Origin of the sequence: Synechocystis sp. FACHB-383 (genome assembly GCF_014698605.1) — a bacterium.
Classification (GTDB): Bacteria; Cyanobacteriota; Cyanobacteriia; order Cyanobacteriales; family Microcystaceae; genus Synechocystis; species Synechocystis salina.
The window spans coordinates 1-17,512 of sequence record NZ_JACJTJ010000045.1 but is presented as its reverse complement, the minus strand read 5'-3'; the positions used below and the strand labels follow the sequence as shown (position 1 = coordinate 17,512).

Here is a 17,512-nt window from a genome sequence, read left to right as displayed (position 1 = left end):
TTTAACTGTTTGCTTACCCATCGATCATTTTCCTATTAGAAATTGAATTGTTAGGAGCTAACCTAATCACTCTTTTTCTCGGGCCAGGGTTTTTCCTTGGCCTTTTTATTTCATGCTTTAAGAATTTTTTGTGCCATTCTGTCTAAATTTCACTTTTGAGTTTCATGGTACAATGTCATTGTGCCTGAAATCTATACTTTCGCTCTATTCATGTAAGCTATATGTGAATTTGAAATGACATTTGCAGAAGCCGCTATTTTAATTCTCAAAGAAGCAGGTGAGCCTTTACACTATCAGGAAATTACGAGACGAATTCTTGAACGTTCTTTAGTTTCTACCAATGGAGCTACTCCCCATAATACGCTCTACGCAGTAATGCATCTTGACGAAAAGCAAGATAACATAAACAGTCGATTCATTAAACTAAAAGGAGGTGTCTTTGGATTAAGAGAGTTAGTAAACAAACAAAAAATAGAATCTAAATTAATTGAAGATGTTAAAAGTAATGTTTCTGAAAGACAGGTAAGAATACCTTTTTTTCCAAAATATTCAGAATTGAAGCTGATTTTACCAATTTGGGAAAATACAAATAAAAATCAAATTACTCATCTTCATTCAACTATATCAACACTTAGAGGTACTCCCCAGTCCCCTGTTAATTGGACAAATCCAGATGAATGGATTTTTGAACGTCTTAATGAAAAAGACAAAGAATTAGCTTTAAATATCTGGACTCAATCTAGAAAGCTAGTAAATCCCCGGTACACTTATGGTCATTGGTTACTAGCAAACACATATTCTCTCGTTTTTGAAAATGATTCAGGACAAATACAGGTTACCCCCAAGGGAGAAAATTTTGTCAGAGAATGCTTCGGAGAAACAGAGAAGTTTATTGATGAAAATGAAGGGCTAATAAAAATATTAAATATAATTGCAGAGCGGGGCACTGGTAGGGCAGGGGAATTTTATCCTGAATGGGAATCTTATTTAAAAAAAAGTTCAAATTTTAGTACCGAATCAACAATTAAAGATACCCTGAGAAGAAGACTAGATAATCTTGTAAATCGTCAATTGCTTAGTAGATCGGGACGTAATTACAGTATCACTGAACAGGGTTTATCTTACATTAATTTGAATAATCAAGAATCAGAAGCTATTCCAGTTGAAAAAACTCAAGACATTTATTATTTAGTAAAACAACAAACTGTTGCGGTAAGAGCAAGCTTGCTAGAAATTTTATCAGAAATGAATCCCTATCATTTTGAGCATTTGATTAAAAATCTACTCGAATCTATGAATTATCAAAATGTTAATGTAACATCTCAATCTAACGATAAAGGAATAGATGTAATTGCGGATATTGAATTTGGTATCACGTCTATTAGAGAAGTTGTACAAGTTAAGCGTCAAAAAGCAAATATCCAGAGGACAGTCCTAGATGCATTGAGAGGGTCACTACATAGATTTAGCGCAGTCCGTGGAACAATTATTAGCACAGGTAATTTTACTAAGGGAGCAGAAAATGCGTCTATTGAAAAAGGGGCGGCACCGATAACCTTAATTAATGGAGAAAAACTGATAGATTTGCTAATAGAAAATGAAATAGGAATTAAGAAAAAGAATATTTCATTGATGGAAATTGATGAAAACGCATTTATTTTTGATCTAAACAATGAATAGCTCTTGAAAAATAATCTACAATTTGGATAAAACTAATCCAATCATGTGTCTAATAAAATCAAGAATTAATAAATCAACATAATTAAACTATGGGCAACACATTTGGCAGTTTATTCCGCATTACCACCTTTGGTGAATCCCATGGGGGCGGCGTGGGGGTAATTATCGATGGTTGCCCTCCCCGGTTAGAAATTTCCCCAGAAGAAATTCAAGTGGATTTGGACCGGCGACGCCCAGGACAAAGCAAAATCACTACCCCCCGCAAGGAAGCTGACCAGTGTGAAATCCTCTCCGGGGTGTTTGAGAGCAAAACCTTGGGTACACCGATCGCCATTTTGGTCAGGAATAAAGATGCCCGTTCCCAGGATTACAACGAGATGGCGGTGAAATATCGTCCTTCCCACGCCGATGCTACCTATGAAGCTAAATATGGTATCCGTAATTGGCAGGGGGGCGGCCGGTCTTCCGCCAGGGAAACCATTGGCCGAGTTGCCGCTGGGGCGATCGCCAAAAAGATCCTCGCCCAGTTCAATGGGGTGGAAATTGTCGCCTACGTGAAAAGTATCCAGGATATTGAGGCAGAGGTGGATACCAATTCTGTCACCCTAGAACAGGTGGAAAGCAACATTGTCCGGTGTCCCGATGGTGAATGTGCAGAAAAAATGATTGAACGCATTGACCAAGTGCTACGGCAAAAAGACTCCATTGGTGGGGTGGTGGAGTGTGTAATCCGCAATGCCCCGAAAGGATTGGGAGAGCCGGTATTTGATAAATTGGAGGCGGATTTGGCCAAAGCAATGATGTCTCTCCCGGCCACCAAAGGGTTTGAGTTTGGTTCTGGTTTTGCCGGTACTTTACTGACCGGCAGTCAACATAATGACGAATATTACCTGGATGAAGCAGGGGAATGGCGCACCCGTACCAACCGTTCCGGGGGAGTCCAGGGGGGCATCAGCAACGGCGAACCAATTATTATGCGTATAGCTTTTAAACCTACTGCCACCATTGGCCAGGAGCAAAAAACTGTCAGTAACATTGGGGAGGAAACTACCTTAGCTGCTAAAGGTCGCCATGATCCCTGTGTGTTACCTAGGGCCGTTCCCATGGTGGAAGCCATGGCCGCCCTGGTACTTTGTGACCATCTCTTGCGTTTCCAGGCCCAATGCAAGACCCTCCCTTAGAAACTGTTTAGAAGTGTCAATTTTTACCCTCAATCCGATTTGTCCCAGAATTAGGAGTTAGGGGAACTTCTTGAATACACCCTTAGAACGGAATTTGAATTTTGGAACAGCTAAAACTGTTTGATGCGCCCTCCAGCTATCGAGTCAAGCGGGAGCCAAAGTTGGCGCTCGATCGCCAGGGATTGGAGAATTGGCAGGGGAAAATCCACCAATATCAACAGAATCAACGGCAAACTGGACAACCCCAACAAGTTTCCCTCTTTGACACCCCGGCCACCAGTTGGCACCATGCCGACGAAATTGACCCGTTTACTTTGCCCCAACAGTCTTCTCTGTTTTGGCGACAAGGTAAAGATGGGACGGCAATAGCAGGGGAGCATGAGGGTTGTTTATACTTTATTCTTGACCGCCGTTGGCCAATATTGCTTTACGTGGGGGAAACCAAATTAACAGCAGATCAACGTTGGCAGGGCACCCATGACTGTAAGGATTATATTTTGAGCTACATCGAATTACATCGCCGCTATGAATTGGAAGTGGAAGTGGTGGCCGCTTTTTGGCCCCATGTGCCCCCGGAGAAGAAAACTCTCCTGGCTTGGGAAAAGGAATTAATTATTAAATGGCGATCGCCTTTTAATAAAGAGTGTTGGCGTTGGTGGGGTCAGCCCTTTGGCAAATTGAGTTAAATTCCAGCAAAAATGGCCTCACCCCCTTAGTGCAAAGGAAAAGTGGACGGGCAACTACCTGCGGATTCACCGAGCTACTCAACTTGGCGGAAGGTTACAATGCGTTTTGATGATCATTTTCTAGCAACAAACTGGTTTGTGTCTCACAAAACCCCATTTCGTTAGCAACAAAACCTCTCCTCTCCATCAATGACTTCCTCCACCCCCGTCTCCCGTTGGTTAGAGCAATGGCAAGTCCGTTTTGAAGCTGTGCCGGTCCCCAAAACGGAGGAATCCATTATTTTCCGCATTTTGGTGCAGTTAATGGTGATTGTGGGTATTGTTGCCACGGACGTAGCGGCCCAAACCACCTGGAGTTTATGGGCCATTCCCCTCAGTATTATTGGTTCCTGGTGGAGTTGGCGACAAAGAAAAAAGAAAAATATTGCCCTCAAATTTTTGCTGGCGATCGCCATGGTAGCCATGTTGTTCGTCTTCTTAGGCAACTTGGTGGAAAACCTAAATGCTAGCCAGGTGGCCCTAGCGGGGCTATTGGTGCAACTGCAGGTATTGCACAGTTTTGATTTGCCCCAGCGTAAAGATTTGGGCTACTCCATGGTGATTGGACTGATCCTATTGGGGGTGGCAGGTACCCTGTCCCAAACCTTGGCCTTTGCCCCCTGGTTGCTACTTTTTTTAGCTGTGGCCATTCCCACCCTAGTGTTGGATTATCGTTCCCGTTTGGGTTTAGAAGGAATTCCCTTCTCCCTCTGGAAAAGTCGTGGGCAAAAAAGTTCATCCCATCAGGCAGAATACTCTCCCCTAGTGCCGAGAAAATTGTTAGCTCTGTTGGCAGTAACCCTAGCCTTTGGACTGTTATTGTTTGCCCTGATGCCCCGTTTTCCTGGTTATAGACTGCAAAGTTTTCCTGTGTCCAGCCCTGGGGAAGTACAACAGCAAACCTTCGAGGGACAAAATCAAGATATTAATAACCCCGGTTATCGTCGGGGCGATGGCACTGGTACCGGCGGCGAGGGAGATGGTTCAGAACCAGGGCAGGTGGATGACACCTTTTACTACGGTTTTAACAGCCGCATGAACCAAAATTTACGGGGGCAAATGACCAAACAATTGGTGCTCCGGGTGCGTTCCCAAGCGCCAGGTTTTTGGAAAGCGTTGTCCTTTGACCACTACACCGGCCAGGGATGGGAAATTACCGATAACACGAAAATTACCAAAGTGGAACGATCGCCATGGTCCTATCGTTTTGTGCTGGATAACATTGATTCCCTGATGGAAACGGAGAGTGTGGTGCAAACCTACACCGCTGTAATGGATTTACCTAATGTGATCCCAAGCCTCTATCACCCTAGATTTTTATACTTTCCCACCAGGGAAGTGGGCATAGATCCCAATGGCAGTTTACGATCGCCGGTGGGCTTACTGGAGGGCATTACCTACACAGTCATTTCGGAAGTACCGGTGCGCAACCGGACTATGTTACAGAACTATCGCATTCCCCCAGAAGTCAAAATCTCCCCCCAATTGCTCCAAGTGCCACCGGATATTAAATCAGCGGTGCGGGCCAAAGCGGAGGAAATGCTAGCCAAATCGGAACGACCCTTGGAAACGCCCTATGAAATTTCCCTCTACTTAACCCAGGCTCTCAAGCAGAATTACCGTATCCGCACCGATTTGCCATTTTTTGAAGACGACGAAGATTTGGTCACAGCCTTTTTGTTTGAATACCAAGGAGGTTTGCCGGACCACTTTGCCACAGTATTGACCATTATGCTGCGGAGTTTAGATATTCCCGCCCGGCTAACGGTAGGGTTTGCCCCTGGACAGTTTAACCCCTTCACTGGTTATTATTTGGTCCACAACACCGATGCCTATGCTCTGACTGAGGTATTTTTTCCCCGGCTGGGTTGGTTTATGTTCGACCCCATTCCCGGCCATGAACTCTATCCCCCCTCCATCGAAGATAACGAGACCTTTAGCGTACTTCAGCAAATTTGGCGTTGGGTCGCCGGTTGGTTACCTTCCCCGGTGAGTAGTTTCCTGGCCAATGTCTGGGCAGCCGTCACCGGATTCCTTGTCACTGTTCTACGATGGTTTTGGAACTTAGTTTCCACCAGCTTGGGCGGCGCTTTACTCGGACTAATTTTGGCGATCGCCGCTGGATTTCTGGGTTGGCTTGGTTGGACCCAGGCTAAACGCTGGTTACAATATCGCCGCTTGGCTAGACTCCATCCCATGGCTAGGCTTTATCAAACTTTGCTTTACGACCTCGAACAACGGGGTTTTCGTAAAAGTCGGGCCCAAACTCCAGGGGAATTTGCCCAATCCCTACGGGAGCATTTAACCCCGGAGCAAGTGGAAATAATTGTGGAAATTTCCAGCGCCTATGTGGCTTGGCGTTATGGAGACCAACAAGCCCACCTAGATTATCTGGGTCAGCAGTTTAGACTTCTAGAACGCAGTTGGCGGAGCAAGGCAAAAATAAAGCTAATCTAAAATATGTCTGGGTTTAAATCGATGTTTTTTTGAGGTTAAACGATAGCAAAAAGTTGAAGCTAAACTTGAATAAGCCAAATAAAACAGGGTATCAATTATGGTCGTTGCTACAACTAAAATCCTAACAGCGGCGGAGTATCTGCAACGGGAAGAACAGGCCACTGAAAAAAGTGAGTTTATCCAAGGAGAAATTATTCCCATGGCCGGAGCCTCCGCGAACCATAACTATCTAACAGGAAAACTTCATGCCCTGCTACTATTTGCCCTGGAAGATCATGGCTATTCTGTATTTATGAGCGATATGAGGTTATGGATTGCTGAGTCTGAAAGTTATTTTTACCCCGATGTGATGGTAATTGCGGCAGAGCCAAAGTTTACTGATAATAGCCAGATGGCGCTGACCAATCCCTGTTTGATTGCGGAAGTTCTCTCCACTTCAACAGCGGGCTTTGATAAAAATCAGAAATTTGGTTTTTACCGGACTATTCCCCAATTACAGGAATATTTATTAATTGATCAATCCTGTTATCGGGTGGAGCATTATCAAAAAGTTGGCGATCGTCAATGGTTATTAACGGAACTGATGGGAGAAGATGCCGAAATTGAATTTAGTTTTATGAAAATAAAAATCAAACTTGTGGAGCTTTATAAACGGGTTGATTTTTAAAAATGACCAATCCACCGACTCCCCCAAACAGCACAACATAAAACCGCTGGGGGCACTGGCCAAACACCGTTGGTTAACCGGTAGAGCCTTAGAACCTGTTTGTAAAGTCTTATTTTGCTCCTAAATCTTCTCACTAAAGCTCCGGCAATACTGGGAGACTTTGCCTATATTTCCTCTCAAATTTTGGGGGGTCGGGGGGGCTTTTCAAATACGTTCTTAAGCTTGGGCCAGTAGTTTACCAATTAATTGGTTAGTCAACTTTGGATCTGCCTTACCGCCGGTGCGTTTCATTACCTGACCGACAAAAAAGCCCTGCATGTTGCCCTTACCACTGCGGAACTTTTCCAACTCCTTGGGATGGTCAGCAATGACAGCTTGAATGATGGCGGTTAACTCATCGGGATCGGAAATTTGTACTAACCCCCTGGCTTCAATAATTTTCTGGGGAGAACCACCCTTTTCTAGCAATTCCGGCAGAATATCTTTGGCAATTTTGCCGCTAATAGTGCCCTTGGTAATCAACTCAATCAACTCCGCCAAGGCCGACGGTTTCAAGGCCAGCTCACCGATGGTCAAACGGTTGTTATTGAGGTAGGCCGCAATATCCTGGGTAACCCAATTGGTCACTGCCTTCGGATCGGCCCCTGCATCCACCGCTTCCTCGAAATAGAACGCCACTTCCCGGTCTTCGGTCAATACTCGGGCATCGTAGGCAGACAAGCCCAAGTCTTTTTCATAGCGGGCCCGTTTAGCACTGGGGAGTTCTGGCAATGTCGCTAACCAAGCCTGTTGCTGTTGCTCGGAAACTTCTAGGGGAGGCAAGTCCGGTTCAGGAAAATAGCGATAATCGCTGGAGCCCTCCTTTTTCCGCATGCTGATGGTGCGCTGACTGCCCTCTTCCCAGAGGCGGGTTTCTTGGTAAATTTCTTCCCCGTTGGCGATCGCCTCGATTTGTCTTTCAATTTCATACTCGATCGCCTTTTGGATCGCACTAAAGGAGTTCATGTTTTTGATCTCCACTTTGGTGCCAAATTCCTCTTGTCCGACAGGGCGCACAGAAATATTCACGTCACAACGGAGGGAACCTTCTTGCATATTGCCGTCGCTAATGCCCAGGTAACGCACCAGTTGCCGTAAAGACTGGGCATATTCCGCCGCTTCCTGCCCCGTGCGTAAATCTGGCTCCGAAACGATCTCCAGCAATGGCACCCCAGTGCGATTAAAATCCACCAGAGAATGGGTCGATCCCGCCAGGCGATCGCTGCCCGCATGGACTAACTTGCCCGCGTCCTCTTCCATGTGTAGACGGGTGATGCCAATGGTTTTGCGGGTAATTTCTTTAGTTTTTTTATCCACCAACTCTATTTCCAAGGAGCCATGTTCCACAATGGGCAAATCAAACTGGGAAATTTGATAATTCTTGGGTAAATCCGGGTAAAAATATTGCTTACGGTCAAATTTGCTGTAGGGGGCAATCTGACCATTGATGGCCAGGCCAAGTTTCACCGCCGCCGCCAACACCTCTTCATTGAGTACCGGCAAAACCCCCGGATACCCCAAACATACCGGACAGACATTGGTGTTGGGGGGACTGTCAAAATCGGTGGAGCAATTACAAAAAATCTTACTAGCTGTGTTGAGCTGACAATGGGTTTCTAGCCCAATAATCGCTTCGTAATTGGTTTTAACAGCAGTGGCAGTCATGAATTTCCGGCATATTGGCTTCTCCCCATTCTGCCATACTCCCGCCGTCCAACGGGCATTTTTCTCCGTCATTAACCCCTAGCGGCGATCGGGTCAAAGCCTAGGATTTTTGTTGTTTTTCCGGCTTGGGACGGGGGAATTGGGAAGGAGACGGAAAACTTTCCACCGGCATATTTTTAATGGCCTGACTCATGAAAGAGCGCCAAATGGGAGCGGCATAACCCCCCCCAGAAATCCCCTTACCCAGAGGACGGTTCGCATCATCCCCAATCCAGACAGCGGTGGCCAGTTGGGGCACATAACCCACAAACCAGACATTGCGCTCATTGTCCGTGGTGCCAGTTTTCCCGGCAGTGGGACGCCCTAGGTAGGCCGATGTCCCTGTCCCCCCCTGCACAACGGAAGTCAGTACGGAAGATGTACTAGCAGCAGCCCAGGGATCTAGCACCTGTTGGGGCTTAGGTGTGTTGTCTAGCAGCACATCCCCCCGCACATTGGTAACCCGTAAAATCGCAGTAGGTTCGGAATACCAACCATTGCTAGCTAGGGTGGCATAACCCACGGCCATATCCAACGGCGTCACATCCACTGATCCCAAGGGCAGGGAAAGAACAGACTGCAATGGCGTTTTAATGCCCATCTGCTTGGCATCTTCAATCACCTTGTTGAGGCCGACTCGACTGCCAATCAACACCGCTGGAATGTTGGCGGAACTGGCCACCGCCTGGCGAATGGACATGGAACCAGAAAAACCACCGCCATAGTTTTTGGGGGAATAGACGCCGGCTCCGTCCCTCAAACTAATGGGTCGGTCTTCAATGGAGGAATCGGGGGTGTATTTCCCACTAGCAAAGGCACTGTAATAAACAAAGGGTTTAAAGGCTGAACCCGGCTGACGACGGGAAATGGTAACCCGATTAAGTTGGCTTTTGTTATAGTCCACTCCCCCAGCCATGGCCTTGATGAAATGGGTTTCCGGCTCCACCGCCACTAGGGCAATCTGTAAATCCTTTGCCCTTCCCATACGTCCCCGCAGATTTTTATAGGCGGACTTGACCGTATTTTCCGCTAGCTTTTGGGTGTCGTAGTCGATGGTGCTTTGTATCCTTAGACCCCCCTGGGCCAAAGCCTCTTGACCAAATCGAGTTTCCAGTTCGGCAATAACTGCATCGGTAACGTAGGGCAATTTGCTGTTTTGCCAGGCAGTGGGTTCACCTAATTTGTTCTGGAGGGGTTCTTTTTTAGCCGCCTCGGCCTCAGCGGGGGTAATCCAGCCGATACTAGCCATGCGATCCAGCACCACTTCCTGGCGTTCCTTGGCCGCGCTGAAATTGTTGAAAGGGCTGTAGGCCTCCGGGGCTTGGATCATGCCCGCCAATAGGGCAGATTCGGCCAAATCCAGGTCAGCGGCGGATTTTTTAAAGTAACTTTCGGCGGCGGTTTGGATGCCGTAGTTATTGTGACCCCAGTAGATATAGTTGAGGTACATATCCAAAATTTGGTCTTTGTCGAATACCTGCTCGACCCTGACCGCCAAAACCGCTTCAGCTAACTTGCGGGTAAAAACTCTTTTTTGACTCAGGTAAATATTTTTCACCAACTGCATACTGAGGGTAGAAGCCCCTTCGCTCACTCCACCACTCTTAAAGTTGACCAACAGGGCCCGCCCAATGCTGTTGGGGTTGATGCCTTGGTGTTTGTAAAAATTGCTGTCTTCGATCGCCAGTACGGCCCGTTTCAAGTTGGGGGAAATTTCCGCTAGGGGCACAATTTTGCGATGTTCTTCCCCATGGAGGCTGAGCAATTCCCGCCCTTTGGCATCGTAGATGTAACTGGTTTGGGCAGGCACATAGGAAGTCAGTCCCCGCACATCGGGTAGGTTGCGAAAACTGAAAGCCAGGCCGGCCACCCCTCCCGCCACCACAGCGGTAGAAACTAGACCCACTCCTAAAAAAGTGGTGCCAGTGGTGCGCAATACCCGCTGGAAAAAATTAGGTTGGGCTTTGGCTTTGGCCTTGGTGGAAGACGGTTTAAGGGTGCTGGTGGATGACACGGTGTAAGAACTTCCTCACGCCAGGAAATGGGATTGGTAACCTTGCAAACTCAGATGATGAAAATTAGCTATTTTCCAGGAACAATTTTTTCCAGAATTAATCTTAGTTTAGCTTACTGATATTCGCCCAGAAGTCAACTGACCTAGGCTAGCCCAGGTATAAGCTCCCTCAGACGGGGATTCCCCCAACCAAATCAACTTTAACGGGGCAAATTAGCAGGCTAGTTGGTCGCATTCTGACCAATCCACTGACGACAGGCCGGAATTAAATATTCTGCTAAATGTTGGGCATCCACCCCCAGAACCGTTCTTTGTTGGGCCGCTAAAATACCGGCCTGGGCATGCCACCAAGCGGCCGTTGCCACCCTTTGAGTTAGGGCAAATTCCCCTGGTTGGGCCAAGAGGCCCCCCATTAATCCAGTGAGGACATCCCCACTGCCCCCCCGGGCCAGGGCTGGAGTGCTATCTTTGATTACCCAAGTGGGCCCCGTTGGGCTGGCAATGACCGTTTTGGCTCCTTTGAGTAGCACTGTGGCCTGGCTTATGGCCGCGGCTGTTTGCACTGCTGTGAGGCGATCGCCTTGGTCGAGGTCGGGAAAAAGCCGTTGAAATTCACCGCCATGGGGCGTTAACACGGTGGGGGCTGTCCGTTCCGCCAACAGGGGTAATAATTGTTGCCGAGCCAATTGGTTGAGGCCATCGGCATCCAAAATAAGGGGACAATTAACCGGCAAAACTTCTTCCACCACAGGCCCCACGTCAAGGCCTAACCCCGGCCCGAGGGCAACGGCAGTGTAACGGGATAGGTCCAAATTGCCTAAACCGGCGATCGCCCCGGAGGAGGTTTCTAAAAGACCTTGCACCAAAACTTCGGGACATTGACTGTGGAGCAAAGCTTTAATCCCTGTGGGTACCGCCATGGTCACCATCCCCACCCCACTGGCCCTGGCCCCCAAACAGGCTAACAACGCTCCTCCCGCATACTGGTGGGAACCGCAGATGAGCAAGACATGGCCCTGTTGATATTTATGGGTCACTAGGGATCGGCTGAGGGGCAATGTTCGTCGAGCTTGCTCAGTCCCAAGGATTTGCACTGGCCAGATTTGGCCTAGAACGCTGGCGATCGCCTGGAGAGGTAAACCGATACCTAATAATTCCGTCTGGCCCAAGTGGGCCAAAGCCCTGTCCTGAAAGTAAGCTCGTTTCCAGAGACCAAGGCAAAAACTCCGGTCTGCCTGCACCGCTGTACCTAAAATTTCCCCCGTATCGGTATGAATGCCAGAAGGCAAATCGATGCTGACAACGGGGATGGGTAAATCATTAATGGCTATGACTAGATCGGCGATCGCCCCGGTAATCGGTCTAGTTAAACCAAAGCCGAACAAAGCATCAATAATTAGGTCGCAATGGGCTAAAGCCTGGACATCATCTACCCAAGGGATGCCCAAACCTTTGCCATAGTCAGCGTGGTTTTGGGTTAGGGGCTTTAACTGATCCAGGGGTTGTAAAACTTTTACTTGGTAATCCTGGAGCTTTAGTTCCCTCGCCACTACTAAGCCATCGCCGCCGTTATGGCCCGGGCCCACCACCACCCCGATGCGGGGAAATTTAGTGGGAGGATAGAGCAGGGACAATCTATTGGCGATCTGTAGAGCCGCTTTTTCCATCAAGGCCGCCACCGGCATGCCCTGGGCGAATAACCAATTTTCAATCTCCTGCATTTGGGCCGCACTGACCACCGCCCGGAACCATGGGGATGCCACAGTCATAATGTTTTTCCCTGCATTCCTAGGCCAACACCGGATCAACTAACGGCGATCGCCGCTGCAGTTGCCATTGATCCAAATATTCATACCAAGACTGTAAGCCTTCCCCTGTACGGGCAGACACCGCAAAAATTTGTGCTTGGGGGGCCACTTGCCGTAGGTTTTGCCAAGCTAGCTCGGCATTAAAGTCCACTGCGGCGGCAATGTCCTGTTTGGTAACCAAAATAACCTGGGCCGATTTGAACGTAGCGGGATATTTAAGGGGTTTATCCTCCCCTTCCGTGACGGAAAATAATACGACCCGTAAATCTTCCCCCAGATCATAGGCGGTGGGGCAAACTAAATTACCGACATTTTCAATGATCAATTGGTCAATGTTGTCCAAATTCAACTTTTGGGCTGCCTTGGCCACCATTTCCGCCTCCAGATGGCAAATATTTCCCGTGGTTACCTGAATGGCGATCGCCCCAGCACTGCGGAGACGTTGGGCGTCGTTATCGGTGGCTAAATCCCCCACAATCACAGCGGTGGGATGGTCTTGTTGTCGATCGCCGACCATTTTTTGGATCAGGGCGGTTTTACCGGCCCCGGGGGAGGAGAGAAAATTCATCACTAGTAAGCCTTTGGCCTGGAAGTAGCCCCTATTCCTTTCCGCTAGGCGGTCATTTTTGCTCAGAATGCCTTGGCCAATGGCAATGGACTGGCGATCTGGTTCAATGGTCACAGTCTGTTGACTTGGACTGTTGCTATGGTCGCCATGGTGGTGATGATGTTCCTGGTGGGCATGGCCATCATGGCTGTGGACAAAATTTCCATCTCCATGGTGATGGTGGCTATGGGCAACGGTTCCCACCGCACTACAACCGCAGTTCTGGCACATAATAACCTTCCCCCTCGGGCAGAAACATCAATGTTATGCCCCCATGGTAAGAGAAGATGCTCGAAAGAGGTTCGGCCGCAATTCCCGTTTAGCGCAGTACTCTGGAGTGGACGGCGGCGGCAAAAATTTGTCTGCTCCGGCTCCGTGTTAACAATTGACTTTCCAGCCCTATTTTTCCGATGACAGCCCCCCTAACTCTCAACTTACTCCAAGGTTCTGTTCGTTTTCCCTTTAGTCCCGAAGCGGCGATCGCCCTCCAGGGGGAAATTAACCAATTGGTCAATCAGTTAAAGGCCATTGGTGCCCAGGTGAACCAAGGGGGCCGGCCAGAGAAGCAACAGAATTTGGAATATTGCCACAGCGGAGAAGTATTTTTAGAAGTATTTTGTAACCCTAATATTTACCCCAGTCCCTTTGCTGCAAAAGTTTTGCTGACACTACGGGACGACCGGATTCGTTTAACCACCGAGGCTGAGTTGCCCAGACTCATTGAGGATTTGGCAGAATATCTAGCCCAGCATGGTTAGGCCAGGGCCTGCTGACATTTCCCTAATACTGATGGCGAGCAATACGGTGTCAAGTTCCCCATTCAACCAGCAAACCCATTGGGCAAGCTTTCGCTAAAGTAAATTTTGCAAACAGCGCTCCACCAATGTTTTCCCTCCCTCAAAATTTTCTGCAACCACCACCCCTCCAACCAGGCGATCGCCTCACGGTAGTGTCCCCGAGCGGTAGTCTGCGGGAATTGGCAGCCTTACAAAAAGGGGTGGAAATTTGGCGATCGTGGGGCTACGAGGTGACTTTCAGCCAAGGCTACGAAAACCGCCAAGGTTATTTAGCGGGCACGGATCAACAACGCCGCCAAGATTTACTGAACGCCTGGTTAGACCCCCAATGTAAAGGAATTTTATGCAGTCGGGGGGGCTACGGCTCCGCCCGGTTACTGGAAGATTGGCAATGGCCGGAAATTTCCCAGCCAAAATGGGTGTTGGGTTTTTCCGACGTCACAGGTATTTTATGGAGTTTGCTCAAATCAGGCATTATTAGTCTCCACGGCCCGGTGTTGACCACGATCAGCGATGAGCCGGATTGGGCCCTGGAACGATTGCGGGTGCATCTTCAGGGCTTTCCCCTCACGCCGTTGACCGGGAACAGTTGGCAAAAAGGCAAGGCTCGAGGGCGTTTAGTGGCGGGTAACTTGACCGTAGCCACCCATTTTTTAGGCACTCCCTGGCAACCTAATTTGGCTAACGTAATTTTGGCGATCGAAGATGTGACCGAAGCCCCCTATCGTATTGACCGCATGGTGACCCAATGGCGAGCCTCCGGCAATTTATCCCAGGTAGCTGGCATTGCCCTGGGGCGGTTTAGTGAATGTGAAGCCCCCGCCGGTTTCCCTAGTTGGACAGTGGAAGAAGTACTTGGCGATCGCCTGGGGGATTTGGGCATACCAGTGGTGGCGGATTTACCTTTTGGGCATGGCGGCGTTAATGCTATTTTGCCCGTGGGTAGCGAAGTGGAATTGGATGGAGACGCTGGCACCCTCAGTTTTTTATAATCTTCTCCGCCCTAAAGGAAGGGGCTTCAGACCCAATTTCCTTGATGAATTTCACCCTGATTTCATTTTGCTTTGCCACACTAGGATCAAGGCAAAAAGCAGGAGTTAACCATCATCATGGGTAATCAATTCTGGATATATGGATTAGCAGGACTACTCCTCAGTGGTTCGGCGGCTGGGGTAACAGCAGTTTATCGTAATCAATCCTCACCGCAGATGATGGCCCAACACGGAATGCACATGCAATGGACAGACCAGAGTTTTATCGAAATGATGATTCCTCACCATCAGGATGCCATAGATATGGCGGAGATGGCCCTGCAAAAAGCCCAGCACCCTGAACTGAAAGAGTTAGCTCAGAATATTATCCAAGACCAGGAAAGGGAAATTAAAGAAATGAAAACCTGGTATCAGCAATGGTTTAAACAACCAGTGCCTGCTTTATCGAGCCAGGGAATGATGGGAATGCACCAAGGTCACGGCATGATGGCGATGGATTTAGATGCTTTGGCCACCGCCAAAAACTTTGACAGGGAATTTATTCGTCAGATGATTCCCCACCACCAAATGGCAGTGATGATGGCTAGCAATTTAAAAACCAATACAAGTCGTCCCGAGATGGATAAATTGATGGATGACATTATCCGCTCCCAAAGTGCCGAAATTAAGCAAATGAAGCAATGGTATCAAAACTGGTATGGCCAGTGAGGAAGCATGAGACTGTTGCTGGTGGAGGATGAGCCTGACCTAGGAATGGCGCTGGAAAAAGCTCTCCGTCGCGAAAATTACGTAGTTGATTGGGTGAAGGACGGCAACCTAGCTTGGAGCTATTTAGACCAGGGTTGGGTGAACTATACCCTAGCTATTTTTGATTGGATGGTGCCGGGTTTATCGGGGTTGGAACTGTGCCAAAAACTCCGGGGCCAAAGGAGTTCTTTACCGATTCTAATGCTGACAGCGAAGGATCAAATTGCAGACCGGGTTGAGGGTTTAGATGCAGGGGCCGATGATTATTTAATCAAGCCCTTCGGCATGGCTGAACTATTGGCTCGTTTACGCTCCTTGCAAAGGAGATCGCCGGAATTGCAACCCCAGCAGTTACGGGTGGGGGAATGGGAATTAGATTATGGGACTTTTGCGCTGGTAACCCCAGAGCAAGCAAGAATTGCCCTCACAGCCAAGGAGTTCCAGCTTTTGGAATACTTCATGAAACATCCCCAGCAAATTCTTAGTAGTGAACAGATTAAAAATCAACTGTGGGCGCTGTCGGCGGAATCTACCAGCAATGTCGTAGCGGCCCAGGTGCGTTTGCTACGGCGAAAATTAGGGGAGTATGGCCATGGCAATCTCATTGAAACCGTGTATGGCTTAGGGTATCGTTTCCACCCCCATTCAACCCATGCAGAACAATAGATTATTCAATCTATCCCGTTGGCGTTTAGCCAGTTATTATGCTGGGGTCATGGGGCTAATTTTGGGTCTTTGTGGCCTAGCGGTCTATGAAATGACTTCTCAGGATCATTGGCGATCGCTGGATCAAGAGCTTACTTCCCTAGCGGGGACTCTCCATGATGGGCTAGAACCACTTCTCCATAGACCGGGACAACTAGAGCCATCGGTTAAACAAGTTTTACCCAATCTTTGCCTAGGGACTCAAGTTTGTGTCATTCCGCCACGACATAACCACATTCTCAATGCCACCCAACAGCCAGGATATTATGTACGATTTTTGAATTTGAACGGTCAGTTATTGGCAAAGGCCGGGGAAAATCCCCCCGGTTTGTCCTTCGAGAGGAAAACCACCCGGCAGCGTCCATTAACGGATCAACAAGGCGATCGCTATCATCAGGTGTCCTTGCAACTCAAAACGGCGACGGGAAAACCGTGGGGTTATCTGAAAGTGGGTCGTTCCTTAGAAGAATACGATCACCATTTACAGACTATTCAGGCTTTTTTAGTATTTGGTTTGCCCGTTGTCATGATAGGGGTGGGGGGAGCGAGTTGGTTTTTAGCGGGTTTGGCCATGGAGCCAGTTTATCTTTCCTATCAACAAATCCAGCAGTTCACCGCCGATATTGCCCATGAGTTACGCACACCTATTACAGCCATTCAAGCTACTTTAGAAACAACTTTAAGTACGGAGCCTAACTCGGAGGAAGTCCACAGTACCCTCCAAATACTGAAACGTCAAAATTACCGTCTCACCCATTTAATTCAGGATTTATTGCTCCTCTCTCGCATGGATTTACAGGACGCTAATTGGAGTCGATTTCAACCCTGTTGTCTCAATGATTTAGTTACCGATTTGGTCGAAGAGTTTGCTGGTTCGGCGATCTCTGCTGGGGTGCAACTATCGGCTGAAATTCGGGTTGAAGAACCGATTTGGGTCAAGGGGGAAGAAGACCAGCTTTATCGTTTAGTAGCCAATTTAATCAGTAACGCCATTCACTACACCCCCACCGGGGGAATGGTGCAAGTCATTCTTCAAACCGATAAACATCAGTCCCTTATCCAAGTGCAAGATACGGGCATTGGCATTGCCCCAACAGAACAAGCTCGGATTTTTGATCGTTTCTATCGAGTAGATGTGGCCCGGTCTCGGCAACGGGGTGGGGCAGGATTAGGGTTAGCCATTGCCCAGGCGATCGCCGTTAAGCATCAGGGGATTTTGACTGTAGAGAGTGAATTGGGGCAGGGTAGTTTGTTCAGTGTTAGGCTCCCTTTAAAGGGGAGCATCCCACTTTTGCCCTGAGTATAAATGCTTGGTGATGTGAGTAGAGAAAATTGCTGTAAAAATAAGAAAAACAGGAAAAATCTATGACTCCAGAAGAAATTCAGCAG

At 48.1% G+C, this 17,512-nt stretch carries 14 protein-coding genes; 10 read left to right on the top strand and 4 right to left on the bottom strand.

Features of this window, described 5'->3' with window-relative positions; all coding sequences use genetic code 11:
* Positions 1-234 precede the first annotated feature (234 nt).
* The 5 genes from H6G45_RS13535 (at position 235) to H6G45_RS13515 (ending at position 6,710) form a co-directional block, all read left to right on the top strand.
* Positions 235-1,680 (top strand): restriction endonuclease, encoded by a 1,446-nt coding sequence (locus H6G45_RS13535; protein WP_190598941.1) that lies wholly within the window; start codon positions 235-237, stop codon positions 1,678-1,680.
* Positions 1,681-1,769: 89 nt separating this feature from the next.
* Positions 1,770-2,861 (top strand): chorismate synthase, encoded by a 1,092-nt coding sequence (aroC, locus tag H6G45_RS13530; RefSeq protein ID WP_190598940.1) that lies wholly within the window; start codon positions 1,770-1,772, stop codon positions 2,859-2,861.
* Between the two features lie 101 nt (positions 2,862-2,962).
* Entirely contained in the window at positions 2,963-3,547 is a 585-nt protein-coding gene (locus tag H6G45_RS19615; RefSeq protein ID WP_242018175.1) for a GIY-YIG nuclease family protein, read from the top strand.
* A gap of 189 nt (positions 3,548-3,736) precedes the next feature.
* Complete coding sequence (locus H6G45_RS13520) at positions 3,737-6,043, top strand: transglutaminaseTgpA domain-containing protein (RefSeq protein WP_190598939.1); 2,307 nt, start codon at positions 3,737-3,739, stop codon at positions 6,041-6,043.
* A 94-nt stretch (positions 6,044-6,137) separates the two neighbouring features.
* Positions 6,138-6,710, top strand: a complete 573-nt coding sequence (locus tag H6G45_RS13515; protein ID WP_190599059.1) for a Uma2 family endonuclease — start codon at positions 6,138-6,140, stop codon at positions 6,708-6,710.
* Positions 6,711-6,926: 216 nt separating this feature from the next.
* Here H6G45_RS13515 and gatB read toward each other — a convergent pair whose 3' ends face one another.
* The 4 genes from gatB to hypB form a co-directional block, all read right to left on the bottom strand.
* Positions 6,927-8,414 carry an Asp-tRNA(Asn)/Glu-tRNA(Gln) amidotransferase subunit GatB gene (gene gatB, locus H6G45_RS13510; protein WP_190598938.1) on the bottom strand — a complete coding sequence of 496 codons (1,488 nt, stop codon included), beginning with the start codon at positions 8,412-8,414 and terminating at the stop codon, positions 6,927-6,929.
* Between the two features lie 100 nt (positions 8,415-8,514).
* Complete coding sequence (locus H6G45_RS13505) at positions 8,515-10,467, bottom strand: PBP1A family penicillin-binding protein (protein ID WP_190598937.1); 1,953 nt, start codon at positions 10,465-10,467, stop codon at positions 8,515-8,517.
* 221 nt (positions 10,468-10,688) lie between these two features.
* Positions 10,689-12,236 (bottom strand): NAD(P)H-hydrate dehydratase, encoded by a 1,548-nt coding sequence (locus tag H6G45_RS13500; RefSeq protein WP_190598936.1) that lies wholly within the window; start codon positions 12,234-12,236, stop codon positions 10,689-10,691.
* A 19-nt stretch (positions 12,237-12,255) separates the two neighbouring features.
* Positions 12,256-13,113: a hydrogenase nickel incorporation protein HypB gene (gene hypB, locus H6G45_RS13495; protein ID WP_190598935.1), complete on the bottom strand. Its 858-nt coding sequence runs from the start codon at positions 13,111-13,113 to the stop codon at positions 12,256-12,258.
* 179 nt (positions 13,114-13,292) lie between these two features.
* Here hypB and H6G45_RS13490 point away from each other — a divergent pair, with 179 nt between their 5' ends.
* The 5 genes from H6G45_RS13490 (at position 13,293) to rppB (ending at position 17,423) form a co-directional block, all read left to right on the top strand.
* The gene (locus H6G45_RS13490) at positions 13,293-13,640 is read left to right on the top strand and encodes a hypothetical protein (RefSeq protein ID WP_190598934.1); all 348 of its coding nucleotides are present in this window, start codon (positions 13,293-13,295) and stop codon (positions 13,638-13,640) included.
* A 125-nt stretch (positions 13,641-13,765) separates the two neighbouring features.
* Positions 13,766-14,671, top strand: a complete 906-nt coding sequence (locus H6G45_RS13485) for an LD-carboxypeptidase (RefSeq protein WP_190598933.1) — start codon at positions 13,766-13,768, stop codon at positions 14,669-14,671.
* 117 nt (positions 14,672-14,788) lie between these two features.
* Positions 14,789-15,379 (top strand): DUF305 domain-containing protein, encoded by a 591-nt coding sequence (locus H6G45_RS13480; protein WP_190598932.1) that lies wholly within the window; start codon positions 14,789-14,791, stop codon positions 15,377-15,379.
* A 6-nt stretch (positions 15,380-15,385) separates the two neighbouring features.
* A complete protein-coding gene (gene rppA / locus H6G45_RS13475; RefSeq protein ID WP_190598931.1) occupies positions 15,386-16,084 on the top strand; it encodes a two-component system response regulator RppA in 699 nt (232 codons plus the stop codon).
* Positions 16,071-17,423 carry a two-component system sensor histidine kinase RppB gene (gene rppB, locus H6G45_RS13470; protein WP_190598930.1) on the top strand — a complete coding sequence of 451 codons (1,353 nt, stop codon included), beginning with the start codon at positions 16,071-16,073 and terminating at the stop codon, positions 17,421-17,423. Before rppA ends, rppB begins: the two co-directional genes overlap by 14 nt.
* Positions 17,424-17,512: the final 89 nt, after the last annotated feature.